This window comes from Bradyrhizobium sp. 4 (assembly GCF_023100905.1).
Lineage (GTDB): Bacteria > Pseudomonadota > Alphaproteobacteria > Rhizobiales > Xanthobacteraceae > Bradyrhizobium.
Genome location: NZ_CP064686.1, coordinates 1,854,167 through 1,871,590 on the forward strand (window position 1 = coordinate 1,854,167; position 17,424 = coordinate 1,871,590).

At 64.1% G+C, this 17,424-nt stretch carries 14 protein-coding genes; 12 read left to right on the forward strand and 2 right to left on the reverse strand.

The window, feature by feature from the left end; genetic code table 11:
- Positions 1 to 56: 56 nt before the first annotated feature.
- From IVB45_RS08475 to IVB45_RS08520, 10 genes are all read left to right on the forward strand, one after another.
- Positions 57 to 1,388, forward strand: coding sequence for an MFS transporter (locus IVB45_RS08475; protein ID WP_247357068.1), 1,332 nt, complete (start codon positions 57 to 59; stop codon positions 1,386 to 1,388).
- 216 nt (positions 1,389 to 1,604) lie between these two features.
- A complete protein-coding gene (locus tag IVB45_RS08480; RefSeq protein ID WP_247357067.1) occupies positions 1,605 to 2,711 on the forward strand; it encodes an efflux RND transporter periplasmic adaptor subunit in 1,107 nt (368 codons plus the stop codon).
- 180 nt (positions 2,712 to 2,891) lie between these two features.
- Complete coding sequence (locus IVB45_RS08485; protein ID WP_247357066.1) at positions 2,892 to 6,029, forward strand: efflux RND transporter permease subunit; 3,138 nt, start codon at positions 2,892 to 2,894, stop codon at positions 6,027 to 6,029.
- Between the two features lie 35 nt (positions 6,030 to 6,064).
- Positions 6,065 to 6,664 (forward strand): TetR family transcriptional regulator, encoded by a 600-nt coding sequence (locus IVB45_RS08490; protein WP_247291342.1) that lies wholly within the window; start codon positions 6,065 to 6,067, stop codon positions 6,662 to 6,664.
- A 174-nt stretch (positions 6,665 to 6,838) separates the two neighbouring features.
- On the forward strand, positions 6,839 to 7,462 hold the full coding sequence (locus IVB45_RS08495) for a flavin reductase family protein (RefSeq protein ID WP_247357065.1): 624 nt from the start codon (positions 6,839 to 6,841) through the stop codon (positions 7,460 to 7,462).
- A gap of 218 nt (positions 7,463 to 7,680) precedes the next feature.
- Complete coding sequence (locus IVB45_RS08500; RefSeq protein WP_247357064.1) at positions 7,681 to 9,948, forward strand: acyl-CoA dehydrogenase; 2,268 nt, start codon at positions 7,681 to 7,683, stop codon at positions 9,946 to 9,948.
- On the forward strand, positions 9,948 to 11,231 hold the full coding sequence (locus IVB45_RS08505; RefSeq protein WP_027568527.1) for an acetyl-CoA C-acetyltransferase: 1,284 nt from the start codon (positions 9,948 to 9,950) through the stop codon (positions 11,229 to 11,231). The genes IVB45_RS08500 and IVB45_RS08505 overlap by 1 nt, the downstream gene beginning before the upstream one ends.
- A 1-nt stretch (position 11,232) precedes the next feature.
- The gene (locus IVB45_RS08510) at positions 11,233 to 13,329 is read left to right on the forward strand and encodes a 3-hydroxyacyl-CoA dehydrogenase NAD-binding domain-containing protein (protein WP_247357063.1); all 2,097 of its coding nucleotides are present in this window, start codon (positions 11,233 to 11,235) and stop codon (positions 13,327 to 13,329) included.
- Positions 13,330 to 13,380: 51 nt separating this feature from the next.
- Positions 13,381 to 13,791, forward strand: a complete 411-nt coding sequence (locus IVB45_RS08515; protein WP_247357062.1) for an acyl-CoA thioesterase — start codon at positions 13,381 to 13,383, stop codon at positions 13,789 to 13,791.
- Positions 13,792 to 14,007: 216 nt separating this feature from the next.
- Complete coding sequence (locus tag IVB45_RS08520; RefSeq protein ID WP_007595173.1) at positions 14,008 to 14,199, forward strand: hypothetical protein; 192 nt, start codon at positions 14,008 to 14,010, stop codon at positions 14,197 to 14,199.
- Positions 14,200 to 14,424: 225 nt separating this feature from the next.
- Here IVB45_RS08520 and IVB45_RS08525 read toward each other — a convergent pair whose 3' ends face one another.
- Both IVB45_RS08525 and IVB45_RS08530 read right to left on the reverse strand, forming a co-directional pair.
- On the reverse strand, positions 14,425 to 14,820 hold the full coding sequence (locus IVB45_RS08525; RefSeq protein ID WP_027568530.1) for a nuclear transport factor 2 family protein: 396 nt from the start codon (positions 14,818 to 14,820) through the stop codon (positions 14,425 to 14,427).
- A gap of 363 nt (positions 14,821 to 15,183) precedes the next feature.
- Positions 15,184 to 15,660: a nuclear transport factor 2 family protein gene (locus tag IVB45_RS08530; protein WP_247357061.1), complete on the reverse strand. Its 477-nt coding sequence runs from the start codon at positions 15,658 to 15,660 to the stop codon at positions 15,184 to 15,186.
- A 154-nt stretch (positions 15,661 to 15,814) separates the two neighbouring features.
- Here IVB45_RS08530 and IVB45_RS08535 point away from each other — a divergent pair, with 154 nt between their 5' ends.
- The gene (locus IVB45_RS08535) at positions 15,815 to 16,489 is read left to right on the forward strand and encodes an HAD-IA family hydrolase (protein ID WP_247357060.1); all 675 of its coding nucleotides are present in this window, start codon (positions 15,815 to 15,817) and stop codon (positions 16,487 to 16,489) included.
- Between the two features lie 91 nt (positions 16,490 to 16,580).
- Positions 16,581 to 17,423, forward strand: coding sequence for a DeoR/GlpR family DNA-binding transcription regulator (locus IVB45_RS08540; RefSeq protein ID WP_247357059.1), 843 nt, complete (start codon positions 16,581 to 16,583; stop codon positions 17,421 to 17,423).
- Position 17,424: the final 1 nt, after the last annotated feature.

Below are 17,424 nucleotides of genomic sequence, written 5' to 3' on the forward strand. Positions count from 1 at the left end.
CGGCGATGCTCAAAACCCCGGATCAGCCCATAAAAGCAACAACCTCGGGGGAAGCCATGAGCCAGACCACGACCTATGCCGGTTCGACCGGCGCAGCCAAGTCGGAAATCGAGACCTCGACGATCCGCGCCATCTCATGGCGGTTGATCCCGTTCCTGGTGCTGGCCTACTTCTTCTCTTATCTCGACCGCGTCAATCTCGGTTTCGCTGCGCTGACCATGAATGCCGAGCTGAAATTCACCCCGCTGATCTTCTCCTGGGGCGCCGGCATCTTCTTCATCGGCTATTTCATCTTCGAGGTGCCGAGCAATCTGGCGCTGGAGAAGTTCGGCGCCAGCCGCTGGATCGCCCGCATCATGGTGACCTGGGGCATTATCTCGGCGCTGATGGCGCTCACGAGCGGCGTCACGAGCTTCTACGTGCTGCGGTTCCTGCTCGGCGTCGCCGAAGCCGGCTTCTTCCCCGGCATCATCCTCTATCTCACTTATTGGTATCCGGCCGAATATCGCGCCCGCTTCCTCGCGGCCTTCGCCATCGCCGTGCCGGTCTCCACCGTGATCGGCGCCCCGGTCTCCGGCCTGCTGCTCGGGCTCGACGGCGCGATGGGCCTGAAGGGTTGGCAGTGGCTGTTCATCATCGAGGGCATCCCTTCGATGCTGCTCGGCATCGTCACCTGGTTCTATCTCACCGACAGGCCGGAGAAGGCGGATTGGCTCTCGGCCGAGCAGAAGGCCTGGCTCAAGACCAAGCTCGATGCCGAGATCGCGGCCAAGCAGGCGGTGAAGCATTTGTCGCTCGGCGAGGCGCTGACCTCACCGAAGGTGATCATGCTGAGCCTGGTCTATTTCGGCTTCGTCGGCGCGCTGTATGGCATGCAGTTCTGGCTGCCGCAGATCGTCAAGGCGTTCGGCCTCACCAACGCCCAGACCGGCTTCGTCACCGCGATCCCCTATTTGTTCGGCACCATCGCGATGATCCTGTGGGCACGGCATTCCGATGCCACGCGCGAGCGCGTGATGCATGTCGGCGCGCCGTTGCTGCTCACCGCCATCGCGCTCGGCGTCTCCAGCTATCTCACCGACCCCACCCTGACGATGATCGTGCTGACGGTCGCCGCGATCGGCGTGTTCTGCTGCTTCGGCGTGTTCTGGACCCTGCCGACCGCCTGGCTCTCCGGCACGGCGGCGGCCGGCGCCATCGCCCTGATCAACTCGATCGGCAATCTCGCCGGCTTCGGTGGTCCGTATCTGATCGGCTGGGTCAAGGAAGCCACCGGCCAGACCTCGAGCGGACTGCTCGTGCTCGCGGTGCTGCCGCTGATCGCCGGCATCCTGGTCTTCATCGGCGGCCACGACAGCAAACACGAGTTCGTCGAACAGGCGCGGTAGCCTCGAAATATCGCCCTGGCGAAAGCCAGGGCCCATTTCCGCGCGGTCCCTGGGGCCCGCGGCGCGACGCTCTCTTCCAACAGGTCAGGCTTCGGCAAGAGCAGCCGGGCGGCAACCACCCCTTAACGATCACGCTTTCCTGATAACTGACGATTATTGACTTTTATCAGTGATTAGTCGACATTCCTCTCATTGCAGCCGAGGGAGTGTCCTCCGATGTTCGTCCGAACCGTTTTATCCAGCTATTCGAAGCTCTTGGCGGGTGTTTCGTTGGCGCTGATGGCTGCCGCCCTCGCTGGGTGCAATGATAGCGTTGCTGAAAAGGCCGAGCCGCCGCGGCCGGTCCTGGTCGCCACCGCGCACTACGATGCCGAAAAGCCCGAACGCAGCTTCGTTGGCACGATCAGGCCGCGGATCGAGAGCGATCTGGGCTTTCGGGTCGCCGGCAAGGTCGCCAAGCGTCTGGTCGAAGTCGGCCAGACCGTCGAAATCGGCCAGCCGCTCGCGGTCCTCGATGAGGTCGATCTGAAGCTCCAGGCCGAGCAAGCCGTCGCCGAACAGACCGCTGCGACCGGCGTCCTGGCCCAGGCCGCCGCGGCCGAGCAGCGCGCCAAGGATTTGAAGGCCAAGGGCTGGACCACCGATGCGCAGCTGGATTCGAGCCGCGCCGCCGCCGACGAGGCGCGTGCCCGCCTGAACCGGGCCGAGCGCTCGGTCGAGCTGACCAACAATTCCCTTTCCTACGCGACGCTCAACGCCGACGCCCGTGGCGTCGTCACCGCAACGCTGATCGAGCCTGGCCAGGTGGTTGCCGCAGGCCAGACCTCGATCCGTGTCGCCCGCTTTGCCGAAAAGGAAGCGGTCGTCGCGATCCCTGAGACGCTGGTCGGACGTGCCAAATCGGGCGCCGCCAGCGTCACTCTTTGGTCGGAGCCGGGCAAAAAATATACGGCCAGGCTGCGCGAGATCGCGCCCACCGCGGATCCCGCTACGCGCACCTATCTCGCCAAATTTTCGCTCCCCGAGGCCGACGACAAGGTCTCGCTCGGCATGACCGCGACGCTGACGCTGTCGGACGCCGCCTCCGAGCGCGTCGCGCGGCTGCCGCTGTCGGCACTGTTCAACGAAGGCGGCAAGCCGTCCTTCTACGTCGTCGACGACAACGGCGCGGTCACGCTGAAGCCGGTCGCGGTGAAGTCCTACGAGAGCAACGACGTCGTCATCACCGGCGGTGTCGAAGAGGGCGCCAAGATCGTCGCCCTCGGCGTTCAGAAGCTCGATCCGGGCCAGAGGGTGCGGATCGTCTCGTCACTGTCCTTTTAAGTCTCGCTTACGAGTTACGTCGTGTGAGGTGAGTTTCGGCCCGAGCGCAAATGCTTTGGCTGAAGCGGCGAAGCGATCCAGAACCTGCCCAGCCCCCTGGATTGCTTCGCGGCCTCGCGACGACGCGTTGAACAGGGTGGCTGTCGTTTTTTTGCAACCGGATCATCTTTGGAGAGTGCGATGAAGCGCTTCAATCTTTCGGCCTGGGCCGTCAGCCATCCGACGCTGATCCTGTTCCTGATGCTCATTCTCGGCGTCGCCGGATTCTTCTCCTATCAGAAGCTCGGCCGTGCCGAGGATCCGTTCTTCACGGTCAAGGTGGTCAACGTCTCCGTGCTCTGGCCGGGCGCGACCGCGCAGGAAATGCAGGCGCAGGTCGCCGATCCCATCGAGAAGAAGATCCAGGAGCTGCCTTACTTCGAGAAGGTGCAGACCTATTCCAAGCCCGGCTTTACCGCGCTCCAGGTCACCTTCCGCGACTCCACGCCGCCGAAGGACGTGCCGTATCTTTTTTATCTGCTGCGCAAGAAGCTGGCCGACGTACAGGGCCAGCTGCCCTCGGGGATTTTGGGGCCCGTCGTCAACGACGAATTCTCCGACGTCGATTCCATCCTCTACATGATGACCGGCGACGGCGCCGACTACGCCCAGCTCAAGAAGGTCTCGGAGGGTTTCCGTCAGCGACTCCTGAAGGTGCCGGGCGTGACCAAGGTCGACGTCTACGGCAACCAGGATGAGCGCATCTTCGTCGAGTTCAGCCATGCCAAGCTCGCCACTCTCGGCATCACGCCGCAGGCGCTGTTCGATTCGCTCGCCAAGCAGAACAACGTGACGCCGGCCGGCACGGTCGAGACCTCTTCTCAACGCGTGCCGCTGCGCGTCACCGGAGCGCTCGACGGCGCCAAGGCCGTCGCCGAAACCCCGGTCGAGAGCAACGGCCGCGTGTTCCGCCTCGGCGACATCGCCACCGTCACCCATGGTTACGTCGACCCGCCGAGCTTCATCGTGCGCCAGGAAGGCAAGGCCGCGATCGGCATCGGCGTCGTCACCGCCAAGGGCGCCAACATCCTCGATCTCGGCAAGGAGGTCGAGAAGGCGACGGCTGAATTCATGAAGGCGGTGCCGCAGGGCGTCGACATCAAGCTGATCGCCGACCAGCCCAAGGTGGTCGAGCACGCCGTCAGCGAATTCGTGCACTCCTTCATGGAAGCCCTCGTCATCGTGCTGTTCGTGTCGTTCCTGGCGCTCGGCTGGCGCACCGGCATTGTGGTCGCGCTGTCGGTGCCGCTGGTGCTCGGCATCGTCTTCGTCGTCATGAACACGATGTCGCTCGATCTGCACCGCATCACGCTGGGTGCGCTGATCATCGCGCTCGGCCTGCTGGTGGATGACGCCATCATCGCGGTCGAGATGATGGTGGTGAAGATGGAGCAGGGCTGGGACCGCATGCGTGCGGCGTCCTTTGCCTGGGAATCCACTGCGTTTCCGATGCTCACGGGAACGCTGGTCACGGCCGCTGGCTTCCTCCCCATCGGCTTTGCCAATTCCGCGGTCGGCGAATATGCCGGCAGCATCTTCTGGATCGTGGCGATCGCGCTGGTCGCGTCCTGGTTCGTGGCGGTGATCTTCACGCCCTATATCGGCGTCATGCTGCTGCCCAACATCAAGGTGCACCACAATCACGATCCGCACGCGGTCTACGAGACCCGCATGTATCGGGGCCTGCGCGCCATCGTGCAATGGTGCGTCAATCACCGCATCACCGTGGTGGCTGCGACCGTCGGCGTCTTCATCGCCTCGATCGTCGGCTTCGGCCACGTCCAGCAGCAGTTCTTCCCGCTGTCCGAGCGCCCCGAGCTGTTCCTCCAGCTTCGCCTGCCCGAGGGCACCGCCTTCAACGTCACGGAAAAGGCGGTGAAGAAGGCCGAGACCATGCTCAAGGACGACAAGGACATCGAGACCTACACGGCCTATGTCGGGCAGGGCTCGCCGCGCTTCTGGCTCGGCCTCAATCCGCAGCTTCCGAATGAGGCTTTTGCCGAAATCGTCATCGTCGCAAAGGGCGTCGAGGCGCGCGAGCGCATCAAGGCCAAGCTTGAAAACGCCGTTGCCGACGGCGCGCTCAACGAGGCCCGCGTGCGCGTCGATCGTTTCAATTTCGGTCCCCCCGTTGGTTTTCCCGTGCAGTTTCGCGTGATCGGCCCCGACGCCAACAAGGTGCGCGAGATCGCCTACCAGGTCCGCGACGTCATGCGGCAGAACAAGAGCGTCAAGGACGTCCAGCTCGACTGGAACGAGCAGTCGCCTTACCTCAAGCTCGTCGTCGACCAGGATCGCGCCCGCGCCATGGGCCTGACCCCGCAGGACGTGTCGCAGGCGCTGTCGATGCTGATCTCGGGCTCACAGGTGACCACCGTGCGCGACGGCATCGAGAAGGTCGGTGTGGTCGCGCGCGCCGTCTCGTCCGAGCGGCTCGACCTCGGTGCAGTCGGCGATCTCACCATCACCTCGCGCAACGGCGTGGCCGTGCCGCTGCAACAGATCGCCAAGATCGAGTATGCCCACGAGGAGCCGATCATGTGGCGGCGTAACCGCGACATGGCGATTACCGTGCGTTCTGACGTCGTCGACGGCGTGCAGGCGCCCGACGTCACCGGCCAGATCGCGCCGAAGCTGAAGGCGATCAAGGACAATCTCGAGCCGGCCTACCGCATCGAGGCGGGCGGCGCGTTCGAGGAATCCGCCAAGGGCAACGCCTCGATCTTCATTCTCTTCCCGCTGATGGTCATGGTGATGCTGACGCTGCTGATGTTCCAGCTGCAGAGCTTCTCGCGCCTGATCCTGGTGTTCCTGACCGCGCCGCTCGGCATTGTCGGCGCCTCGTTCGGACTCAACATCGCCAACGCCCCGTTCGGCTTCGTGGCGCTGCTCGGCCTGATCGCGCTCGCCGGCATGATCATGCGCAACGCGGTCATCCTGGTGGACCAGATCGAGACCGACGTCTCGCACGGCCTGACCCGCCGCGAGGCCATCGTGGAGGCCACCGTCCGGCGCGCCCGTCCGGTGGTGCTGACGGCGCTCGCCGCCATCCTCGCTATGATCCCGCTGTCGCGCTCGGCGTTCTGGGGGCCGATGGCGATCACCATCATGGGCGGATTGTTCGTCGCGACCTTCCTGACGCTGCTGTACCTGCCGGGCCTCTACGCCCTCTGGTTCCGCAAGAGCCTGGATGAGGCGGGTACGCCCGAGCAGCCTGCCGCGCCGCAGCATGGGAGCGATGACCAGAACGCAATTTCGCTTGCTGAGGCGGCTGAATAAGTGAAGATGAACTGCTGATTGACGAGTCCTGACAGATGACACTGGTTTCGGAACATATCGAAGGTGACACCCGGGATCGTATTCTTGAGGTGGCCGAGCGGCTGTTCCGCCAGATCGGTTATCTCAAGACCACGGTCGGGGACATCGCCAAGGAGCTCAAGATGAGCCCCGCCAACGTTTATCGCTTTTTCGAATCGAAGAAGGCGATTCATCAGGCGGTGGCCCGCTCGCTGATGGGCGAGGTCGAGCTCGAAGCGCAGCGGATCGTGGCGAGGCCCGGTCCGGTACTGCCGCGCTTCCGCGAACTGCTCACCACCATCAATCGCATGAACACCGAGCGCTATGTCGGCGACAATAAGCTGCACGAGATGGTCGAGATCGCGATGCAGGAGGACTGGGACGTATGCGTCAACCACATGGAGTGCATTGCCGGGGTCATCGGCCAGATGATCGCGCAAGGCGTGGCCTCCGGCGAGTTCGAGGCTCCGGACCTGCAACTGGCCGCGCTCTGCGCCTGCACCGCGATGATGCGCTTTTTCCACCCCCAGATGATCGCCCAGTGTGCCACCAAGCCGGGCCCGACCATCGACCAGATGATCGATTTCGTCATCGCGGGATTGTCCCCGCGGCACTGACGGGGCGGCGAATTTCCTCCTATAAGCAGGCCGACCCGGAATGACGGTTGGTGGCTGGCAAGGACGGATCAACAAACTCCGTCATTGCGAGCGTAGCGAAGCAATCCAGACTGTCTCTGCGGAGGGATTCTGGATTGGTTCGCTGCGCTCGCAAAGACGAGAAGGAAAAAGCGCGTGACCGACAAAGACCTGCACTTCTACGAGCCCGCCAAGGGCCACGGCCTCAAGCACGATCCCTTCAACGCCATCGTCGCGCCGCGGCCGATCGGCTGGATCTCGTCGCGCGACACCAACGGCCATGTCAACCTCGCGCCGTACAGCTTCTTCAATGCGTTCTGCTATGTCCCCCCGATCATCGGCTTCTCCTCCACAAACTGGAAGGACACGGTCGAGAACATCCAGCAGACAGGTGAGTTCGTCTGGAATCTCGCCACCATGGACTTGGCCAGGCACATGAACGCGACTGCGGCCCACGTCGGCCCTGAAGTCGACGAGTTCGAGGTCGCCGGCCTCACCGCCGTGCCCGGCAGGCTCGTCAACGTGCCGCGCGTCGGCGAAAGTCCGGTCGCCTTCGAATGCAAGGTGTCCGACATCGTCCGGCTCAAGGGCGCCGACGGCAAGGAAGCCAATGCCTGGCTGACGCTCGGCGAGGTCGTCGCTGTCCACATCGACAAGGCCATGATCAAGGATGGCGTCTACCAGACCGCCGCCGCCCGCCCGATCGTCCGGGCCGGCCGCAGCGGGGATTATTTCGAGATCAAGCCGGAAAACATGTTCGAGATGGTCCGGCCGGACTGATCTGGTCGCTCTCGTAGCCCGGATTGCGCTTCGCTCCATCCGGGTGACCGCTTTTCACAGCGCTCGCCTCCCGGAACTGCCACCACGCCTCGGCCGTTATGGCTGTGGGCGGCTGCCCGGCCGCGTCAATTCGCGTCTTTTCGCAGGCGAAGTGTTCACCGCCGCCGGCCACTTTCCGCTAAAATGCCCGATCACCGCGCCGATGCATGAGGTCCGCCATGAGCTTCCGCCGCGACACTTTGACAAAGCCGATTTTCTCCTGGGCGCGCGGCGTGCTGCCGGCGATGTCGGACACCGAGCGCGAGGCGCTGGAGGCCGGCGACGTCTGGTGGGACGCTGATCTCTTCACCGGCAACCCTGATTGGTCGAAGCTGCTCAAGGTCCCGCAGGCAACGCTGACCGACGAGGAGCGGGCCTTCCTCAACGGCCCCGTCGACGAGCTTTGCGCCATGCTCGACGAGTGGAAGATCTTTTGGGAATGGCGCGACCTGCCGCCCGATGTCTGGCACTTCATCAAACGCGAAAAATTCTTCGGCATGATCATTCCGAAGGAGTTCGGCGGCCTCGGCTTCTCGCCCTATGCGCATTCGGAAGTGGTTCGCAAGATCTCGACCCGCTCGATCGCCGCCGCGGTGACGGTGATGGTGCCGAACTCGTTAGGCCCCGGCGAGCTCCTGATGCACTTCGGCACGAAGGAGCAGCAGGAGCGCTGGCTGCCGCGTCTTGCCGATGGTCGCGACATTCCCTGCTTCGGCCTCACCAGCCCTGAGGCCGGCTCCGATGCCGCCTCGATGGTCGACACCGGCATCATCTGCAAGGGCAGCTTCGAGGGCCAGGAGGTGCTGGGTCTGAAGCTCAACTGGCACAAGCGCTACATCACGCTCGGTCCCGTCGCGACGCTGCTTGGCCTCGCCTTCAAGGCCTATGACCCCGATCATCTTGTGGGGAGCCAGGAAGAGCTCGGCATCAGCGTGGCGCTGATCCCGACCAACCTTCCCGGCGTCGAAATCGGCAAACGCCATCTGCCGTCGATGCAGGTGTTCCAGAACGGCCCGAATTGGGGCCGCGACGTTTTCATTCCGCTCGACTACGTCATCGGCGGCCAGGCGCGGCTGGGGCAGGGCTGGAAGATGCTGATGACGGCGCTCGCCGCCGGCCGCGGAATCTCGTTGCCGTCGCTCTCCGCCGCCGGCGCCGCCTATGCCGCCCGCACCACCGGCGCCTATGCCCGCATCCGCGAGCAGTTCGGTATCTCCATCTCCAAATTCGAGGGTGTCGAGGAGCCGCTCGCGCGCATCGTCGCGACCGCTTATCAGCTCGATGCGGCGCGACGGCTGACCTGCGCGGCACTGAATGCCGGGATCCATCCCGCCGTCATCTCGGGCATCATGAAGCTGCACGCGACCGAGCGGATGCGCACCGCGGTCGACGACGCCATGGACATCCATGGCGGCAAGGCCGTGATCGACGGCCCGCAAAACTATCTCGGCAATCTCCACCGCGCCGTCCCTGTCGGCATCACCGTCGAGGGCGCCAATATCCTCACCCGCAATCTCATCGTGTTCGGGCAAGGCGCCATCCGCGCCCATCCTTATCTGCTCGACGAGATGAATGCGCTCGCGGATACCGATCGCGAGCGTGGGCTCGCCGCCTTCGACAAGGCGTTCTGGAAGCATGTCGGCCACAGCTTCGAGACACTGTTGCGCGCGTTCGGCCGGAGCTGGAGCTTTGGTGTCTTCGCGCTTGCACCCGACGCCGGTGACGCCAGGCCATTCTATCGTCAGCTCTCGCGCTACTCCGCGGCGTTTGCCCTCTGTGCCGATATGGCGCTGCTGACGCTCGGCGGCGCGCTCAAGCGCAAGGAGATGCTGTCGGCGCGTTTCGGCGACATCCTGTCCGAGCTGTATCTGCTCTCTGCCGCGCTGAAACGCTGGCAGGACGAGGGGCGGCAGAAGGATGATTTTGCAGCGCTCGAATGGTGCATGGCGACGGGCTTTCGGACCATCGAGAACCGGCTTGCCGAGATTCTCGCCAATCTGCCGAACCGTTTCGTCGCAAGCATTCTCAAATTCGTGGTCCAGCCGTTCGGCGCCCGCGTGCTGGGTCCCTCCGACCGAGTGGTGCATCAATGCGCAAGCCTCGTGCTGGAGCCGTCGGCCGCGCGCGACCGCCTCACGCCCGACCTCGCTTATGTCGATGACGATGGCGGCTTCGCCCGGCTGGAGCGCGCTTTCAACCTGGTCGCAGGCACGGACGCCATCGCCAGGCGCATGCGCGCGGCTCATATGAGCGACTGGAAGGATGCGGTGGCCAAGGGCGTGATCACGCAAGCCGAGGGCGAGCAGCTGGCTACGGCCCGCGAAGCGGTCGCAAAGGTGATAGAGGTCGACGATTTTGCGCCGGAGGCGCTGTCGCCGATTTACAAGAAAACCGGCGACGTGCATCAGTTCTTCCAGGAACTCGGTGAACAGAGGGCGGCGAGCTGATGGCACGACCGGTTTTCATCGTCGACGGCAGCCGGACGCCGTTTCTCAAAGCGCGTTCGGGGCCCGGTCCGTTCACGCCGGTCGATCTCGCCGTGCAATGCGGCCGGCCGCTGCTGGCGCGCCAGCCGTTTTCGCCCGATACATTCGACCAGGTCATCCTCGGCTGCGTCAACGTGATCGCGGACGAAATGAACCCGGCCCGCGTCGCCGCGCTCCGACTCGGCATGGGTGAGGACATGGTCGCGTTCACCGTGCAGATCAATTGCGGATCCGGCATGCAGTCGATCGACACCGCCTACCGCTACATCCGCGAGGGCCATGCCGACATGATCCTCGCCGGCGGCACCGAGGCTTTGAGCCACGCGCCGCTGGTCTGGCCCAATTCGGGCGTGCGCTGGTTTGCCGGCCTCGCCACCGCCAAGGGCGTCGCCGCGAAGCTTGCCGCAGCCTTCAAGCTGCGGCCGCGCTATCTCAAGCCGATCATCGGCCTGGAACGCGGGCTGACCGATCCCATTACCGATTTGAACATGGGCCAGACGGCCGAAGTCGTCGGCCATCTCTTCGGCATCACCCGCGCGCAGTCCGATGCCTATGCCGCCGAGAGCCATCGCCGGCTCGCGCATGCGCAGGCGGAAGGTTTTCTCAAGGGCGAAGTCGAAACCGCGTTCTCCCGCGACGGAAAATTCTTCGACCATGATGATGGCGTGCGGCCGGACTCGACGGCCGAGAAGCTTGCCAAGCTGAGGCCGGTGTTCGAGCGTCCCTGGGGCCAGGTCACGGCCGGCAATTCCTCGCAGATCACCGACGGCGCGTCCTGGGTGATCCTGGCGTCCGACGAAGCAGTCGCCAAGCACAGGCTGACGCCGAAGGCGGTCATCGTCGACAGCAACTGGGCCGCACTTGATCCAAGCATCATGGGTCTCGGTCCCGTGATGTCGGCGACGCCGCTGCTGAAGCGCAACGATCTCACCATTCAGGACGTCCAGACCTGGGAGCTCAATGAGGCGTTTGCCACCCAAGTGCTCGGCTGCCTCGCCGCCTGGAATGACGACAAATTCTGCCGCGAGATTTTGGGGCTCGATGGCGCTGCCGGCGAGATCGACCGCGAAAAACTCAATGTCGATGGCGGCGCTATCTCGCTCGGGCATCCCGTCGGCACCTCCGGAAACCGCATCGTGCTGCACCTCGTCAACACGATGAAGCGGCTCGGCACGCGGCGCGGCGTTGCCACCGAATGCATCGGCGGCGGGCTCGGCGGCGCCATGCTGATCGAGGCGGTGTGACATGGATTCCAAGATCATGACCGCGCTCGGCGACCGCGTGCTGGAGCTCGGGCCCAGGCCCGCTGCCGATAGTCCCTACAAGCACTTCAAGCTGACGCGCGACGCCGACGGCGTCGCCTGGCTGCTGTTCGATCGCACTGACTCCAGCGCCAATACGCTGTCCCCGGACGTGATGGAGGAGTTCGACTCCGTGTTGGCGGCAATTGAGACCGAGCGTCCGGCCGGCCTCGTGATCCGCTCCGCAAAACCGTCCGGCTTCATCGCGGGCGCCGACGTCAACGAATTTCGCGGTGCCGATGATGCCGGGATGGTGGAGACGCGGATCCGCGCCGCCCACGCGGTGGTCGACCATCTGGAAGCGCTGAAGCTGCCGACAGTCGCGGTGATCCACGGCTTCTGCCTCGGCGGCGGGCTCGAAGTCGCGCTCGCCTGCCAATCGCGCATCGCCATCGACGGCGCGCGCTTCGGCTTCCCGGAGGTGATGCTGGGCCTGCATCCCGGGCTCGGCGGCACCGCGCGTTTCACCGCGCTGGTCAATCCGACCCAATCGATGGCCCTGATGCTGACCGGCCGCACCATCGATGCCCGCCGCGCCAAATCGCTCGGCCTCGTCGACACCGTGACGCAGGAGCGCCACGTTCGCAATGCCGTCAAGGATGCGCTGTTCGGCCGCCTCAAGCGGGCGCGGCCGGGCTTTCTGACGCGTGCGGCCAATTTCGGCCCGGTGCGCGGGCTGATGGCCAGGCGGATGCGATTGGAGGCGGCGAAGGCCGCGTCCCGCGAGCATTATCCAGCACCCTATGCCTTGATCGATCTCTGGGAGACCCATGGCGGCAGCAAGGCCGCGATGCTCAGGGCAGAGCAGGCCTCGTTCGCCAAGTTGATGGTGACGCCGACCGCGCAGAATTTGATCCGCGTGTTCTTCCTGCGCGAGCAGATGAAGAAGGCGGCAGGCTCCGGCAACACGATCAAGCATGTCCACGTCATCGGCGCTGGCGCCATGGGTGGCGACATCGCGGCCTGGTGCGCGGGGCAGGGGCTGCGCGTCTCGCTCGCCGACATGAAGGCAGAGCCGATCGCGGGTGCAGTCAAGCGCGCCGCCGAGCTCTACGGCAAGATCATCCGCAAGCCGACCGAGGTGCGCGACGCGCTCGATCGCCTGATCCCCGACATGGATGGGGAGAGCGTCCGCAACGCGGATCTTATCATCGAGGCGGTCCCGGAGAAGCTCGAGCTGAAGCAGAAGGTCTATGCCGGGCTCGAGCCGCGGATGAAGCCGGGCGCGATTCTCGCGACCAACACGTCGAGCATTCCGCTCCAGGATTTGCGCACCACGCTGGCGCGGCCGGAGCGGCTGGTCGGCCTCCACTTCTTCAATCCGGTGTCGCGGTTGCAGCTGGTGGAAGTCGTCAGCCATGGCGGTAACGATACGCAGGTGCTGAAGGAGGCACTTGCTTTCGTCGGCGTGATCGATCGGCTGCCGTTGTCGGTGAAGAGCTCGCCGGGCTTCCTCGTCAACCGCGCGCTGACGCCCTACATGCTGGAAGCGATGGTGATGCTGGACGAGAAGATCGACCAGCGCCTGATCGACGCCGCCGCGGAGCAGTTCGGCATGCCGATGGGGCCGATCGAACTGGCCGACCAGGTCGGGCTCGACATTTGTCTCGACGTCGGCGACATGCTGCGCAGCAAGTTCGGCGATCTGCTGCCGCCGACGCCGGCGTGGCTGCGCGAGAAGGTCGCCAAGGGCGAGCTCGGCCGCAAGACCGGCAAGGGCTTTTACGTCTGGCGCGACGGCAAGGCCGAGAAGGCGCCGTTGCCCGAGACTGGTCCGCGCGTCACCGACCAGATGATCGACCGTCTGGTGCTGCCGATGTCCAACGTCTGCGTTGCGGCGCTTCGCGAGGGGATCGTCGATGATGCCGACATGGTGGATGGCGCCATGATCTTCGGCACCGGTTATGCACCGTTCCGTGGCGGTCCGTTGAACTATGCGCGCACGCGTGGCGTGGATCATGTCGTATCCACCTTGCGCGCACTGGCCGGGAGATTCGGCGAGCGCTTTGCGCCGGATCCGGGCTGGGACAATTTCACGTGAGCAGTTTCAAGTGAGCAATCCTCAAGTGAGGAATCTTCAAGTGAGAGCGGCATGAACGAGCAAGCCAATGCCGGGCCGGGCGGCGATCTCTGCATCCGCACGCTGGCAATGCCTGCCGACACCAACGCAAACGGCGACATCTTCGGCGGCTGGCTGCTCAGCCAGATGGACGTCGGCGGCGGCGTGTTTGCGTCAAAGGTCGCAAAGTCGCGCACGGTGACCGTCGCCATCGAGGCGATGAATTTTCGCAAGGCCGTCTATGTCGGCGACCTCGTTTCGGTCTATGCCAATCTGGTTCGCGTCGGCCGCACCTCGATGACCGTGCATCTCGAAGCCTGGGCTCTGCGACGCAGGGAGCTCCAGCCGATCCTGGTGACCGACGGCAATTTCACTTACGTCTCGATCGACGATGACGGCCGTCCGCAAACAATCCAGAGAAACGATCCACCAATCGCGACGTAATCGCGCGCGGCGTTGCGCCTCATCTCAGGTGCGGCGCCACCAAACGCGGCGCGACTGAGTCACGGCGCCGCGGCTTTGCCAAGAACCAGTCATAAAACGGATGAGGTCCCGGCTTACTCCATCGCGTGTCGATCCGGGGTGGAAACGGCGTCAAAATGCCCAGGAACCTTTGGGCAGAACTGCCGTTATTTGCCCGCACTGAGGAATCCACGGACCATGCCGGACAGCTACATCATCGAAGTCGATTCGCAGACCGCAGGTATCGTCGTTCGTTCCCAGGGAGGCTACTGCTTTTTCGCCTCATCCAACCGCTTCAATCGTCTCGAAGGCCAGCTCTTCCGCAACGCCCGCGAAGCCGAGCGCGCCGCGCGCAAGCTGGTTAACGGTGATGTGAAGGAAGCGGCATAATTTTCCGCCTGTCATTTCGGGGCGCGCTAAGCGTGGTCGGAATCTTTTGCCGACAACTGTCCTTCCTTCTCCCCTTGTGGGAGGAGGTGGCGCGAAGCGCCGGATGAGGGATTGTTTCGCCGAATTCAATTGTGAGAGGTGCGCTCGCGGAAGCATACCCCTCACCCGTCTCGCCGCTCTGCGGCGAGCCACCCTCTCCTACAAGGGGAGAGGGATAAGCCGCAATCACAACTTCGTTGCTGCCCGCGACAACAGCTTCCAGTCGTCGCCCTGCTTCTGCCAGTTCATCAGGATGTAAAGGCTGTTTGTTACTTTCTGTCCGCCGGTCATCATCTCGGCCAGCCAGTGGAAGCGAACGATCGCGGCGGGGCCGACGATCTTGATGGTCGGATCCTTGTACGTAATCGACAGGAATTCCGTTTTGCCGTCGGTGGCGTTGGCGACGAAGGCCGCCTTGTCCTCAAGGAAGCCGCTGGAATGGCTGTAGCTCAGATCGTCCGAGCACAGCGCGCTGAGCGCCTTCGGATCGGCCGCGATCTGGGCGAGGCGAAATGCCTCGACGTTCTTTGCCACCGCCTCGTGGTCTGTCGTGGCAGCATGATCGCGATTCAATGTCGTCATATCCTTCGTCCTTGATCTTGCGTCCACTGTTGCAGCCGCACTTGATTTTGTCGAGCATCAGGTCGCAATACGCTGCATTGCGCCAGGCGGAGCGATTTCTGACGCGCAAAGCGTGGTCGGAATTTTTTGCAGTCCCTGGTGCTCCTGCACTTTCCTTCCCTTGTTGGAGAAGGTGGCGTAGGCCGCCTCCAGCGGTCGTTCTTAAGAAGACGCCGAAGCGAGGCTTCGGCTCTGGCGCCGGATGAGGGGTTGTTTCGCCGAATTCAATTGTGAGAGATGCGCTCGCGGAAGCATACCCCTCACCCGTCTCGCCGCTCTGCGGCGAGCCACCCTCTCCCACAAGGGGAGAGGGATAAGCCGCAATCACAACTTCGTTGCTGCCCGCGAGAGCAGCTTCCAGTCGTCGCCCTGCTTCTGCCAGTTCATCAGGATGTGAAGGTTGGTCGGCACTTTTTTCCCATCGGCCGCCATCTCCTGTTCCGCCACCCAGTGGAAACGCACGATCGCAGCGGGGCCGACGACCTTGATGGTCGGCTCCTTGTATTCGATCGACAGGAATTTGGATTTGCCGTCGGTAGCGTTGGCGACGAAGGTCGCCTTGTCCTCGACCTTGCCGCTGGAATGGCTGTAGCTCACCTCGTCGGCGCAGAGTGCGCCGAGCGCCTTGGGATCGGCCGCGATCTGGGCGAGACGGAACGCCTCGACCTTCTTCGCTACGGCTTCCTCGTCCGCCGAGGCCGCCAGCACCGGTGTCGTGAGCGCTGAAACTGCAAGCGTCGAGACGGCAAGAGCTGGGACGGCAAGAGTCGAGAGAGCCAGATCGCGTCGGTTGATCGTCATTGTTTCCTCCTTCTTGATCTTGCACGGAGTGTTGCAGCCGCGCGCGACTTTGTCGAGTGTCGCGTAGTGGTCATGCACGTGCGTCATTGCGCGATTGGCGCTGTATTGATACGGCTTTCGTATTGATGCGTCATCTATTCGGGAAAGTACGGACATGATCGAGGCTATCGGCAGGGCGTTGCTGTTCGACATCGACGGTACGCTCGCCAACACCGATCCGCTGCACCTGAAGGCCTTCAACCAGGTGCTCGGCCCTCGCGGCCATGTCTTCGATCACGCGCGCTTCTCCAGGGAGCTGCAAGGCTTCGCGAATGTAGCGATCGGCGAACGCTTTCTGCCCGATGAGGCGCCGGAACGGCGTGCCTTGATCCTCGATGAGAAGGAGGAAGTCTTCCGCGAACTCGTCGCCGGGCAGATCGAACCGCTGCCGGGCCTGATGGCGCTGCTCGACAGGGCGGATGCGGCCGGTATTCCCATGGTTGCGGTGACCAACGCCCCGCGGCTGAATGCGGAGCTGCTGCTGTCCGGCCTCGGCATCACGGACCGCTTCAAGGCGCTCGTGATCGGCGCCGAGCTGCCCTACGGCAAGCCGCATCCGCTGCCTTATCAGGAAGGGTTGCGCTTTGCCGGCGCCAGCGCGATGGCCTCGATCGGGTTCGAGGACTCCCGCACCGGCGTGCAGTCGGCTGCGGCGGCCGGCATTCCGACCATCGGCATCCGGACCAGCCTCAGCCATGCTGATCTCGTCGCCGCCGGGGCTATCGCCTCCGCCAGCGCCTTCGACGATCCGGACCTGCTGACGCGTCTCGCCGCTGCGATGGCGTGGTGAAGACCTTCGTCCGTTAACCGTGATCGGCGCGCGCATTGACCGAACGCGCGAACCGCCGCACCATGCAGCTTCCTGACTTGAGGCCATCGCCGTGACCGGACTGACCCATCGCCAAGCCGAAATCCTCAACATCGCGCGGGCCTCGGGCCGCGTCATGGTCGATGAGCTGGCGCGCCGGTTCGAGGTTTCGGCGCAGACCATCCGCAAGGATCTCAACGATCTCTGCGAGCGCCGCTCACTGACCCGTATCCATGGCGGCGCCATCATCGCCTCCGGCGTCGAAAACCTCGCCTATGAGGCGCGGCGCTTCGTCGCCGCGGACGAGAAGAAGGCGATTGGAGCTGCGGCCGCCTCCCTGATCCCGAACGGCTGCTCGCTCTTCATCAACATCGGCACCACGACCGAGGAGGTCGCGAGCGCGCTGACCTCCCACGAGGACCTCCTCGTCATCACCAACAATCTGAACGTCGCCATGCTGCTCTATCGTCATCCCCGCATCGAGGTGGTGGTCGCCGGCGGCACGGTACGACGCGCCGACGGTGCGGTGGTCGGCTCGACCGCGACGCAGCTGATCGGCCAGTTCAAGGTCGACTACGCCATCATCGGGGCGTCCGCGATCGACGAGGAGGGCGCGCTGCTCGACTTCGACTATCGCGAGGTGCAGGTGGCGCAGGCCATCATCGCCAACGCCCGCAGCGTCATGCTGGTCGCGGACTCGACCAAGCTCCGCCGCAGCGCGCCGGTGCGCATCGCACATATCAGCCAGATCCAGACCTTCGTCACCGACCAGGAATTGCCCGAGCGCCTCGCCACCATCTGCCACGGCAAGGGCATCGAGGTGATGGCGGCGATGCCGAAGGGGGCCGATGTCGATGAGGCCCAAGGCGAGATACAAGAAGCGCCCGAGGCCGGGCCGGTGGTGCGGCTGAGGTAGG

Bases quoted from the DNA above. Each gene is read 5' to 3' on its own strand.
- IVB45_RS08525 (WP_027568530.1), bottom strand. From the start codon at position 14,820: ATGACGACATTGAATCGCGATCATGCTGCCACGACAGACCACGAGGCG.
- IVB45_RS08490 (WP_247291342.1), top strand. From the start codon at position 6,065: ATGACACTGGTTTCGGAACATATCGAAGGTGACACCCGGGATCGTATT.
- IVB45_RS08480 (WP_247357067.1), top strand. From the start codon at position 1,605: ATGTTCGTCCGAACCGTTTTATCCAGCTATTCGAAGCTCTTGGCGGGT.
- IVB45_RS08515 (WP_247357062.1), top strand. From the start codon at position 13,381: ATGAACGAGCAAGCCAATGCCGGGCCGGGCGGCGATCTCTGCATCCGC.
- IVB45_RS08530 (WP_247357061.1), bottom strand. From the start codon at position 15,660: ATGACGATCAACCGACGCGATCTGGCTCTCTCGACTCTTGCCGTCCCA.
- IVB45_RS08510 (WP_247357063.1), top strand. From the start codon at position 11,233: ATGGATTCCAAGATCATGACCGCGCTCGGCGACCGCGTGCTGGAGCTC.
- IVB45_RS08485 (WP_247357066.1), top strand. From the start codon at position 2,892: ATGAAGCGCTTCAATCTTTCGGCCTGGGCCGTCAGCCATCCGACGCTG.
- IVB45_RS08535 (WP_247357060.1), top strand. From the start codon at position 15,815: ATGATCGAGGCTATCGGCAGGGCGTTGCTGTTCGACATCGACGGTACG.
- IVB45_RS08505 (WP_027568527.1), top strand. From the start codon at position 9,948: ATGGCACGACCGGTTTTCATCGTCGACGGCAGCCGGACGCCGTTTCTC.
- IVB45_RS08520 (WP_007595173.1), top strand. From the start codon at position 14,008: ATGCCGGACAGCTACATCATCGAAGTCGATTCGCAGACCGCAGGTATC.
- IVB45_RS08500 (WP_247357064.1), top strand. From the start codon at position 7,681: ATGAGCTTCCGCCGCGACACTTTGACAAAGCCGATTTTCTCCTGGGCG.
- IVB45_RS08475 (WP_247357068.1), top strand. From the start codon at position 57: ATGAGCCAGACCACGACCTATGCCGGTTCGACCGGCGCAGCCAAGTCG.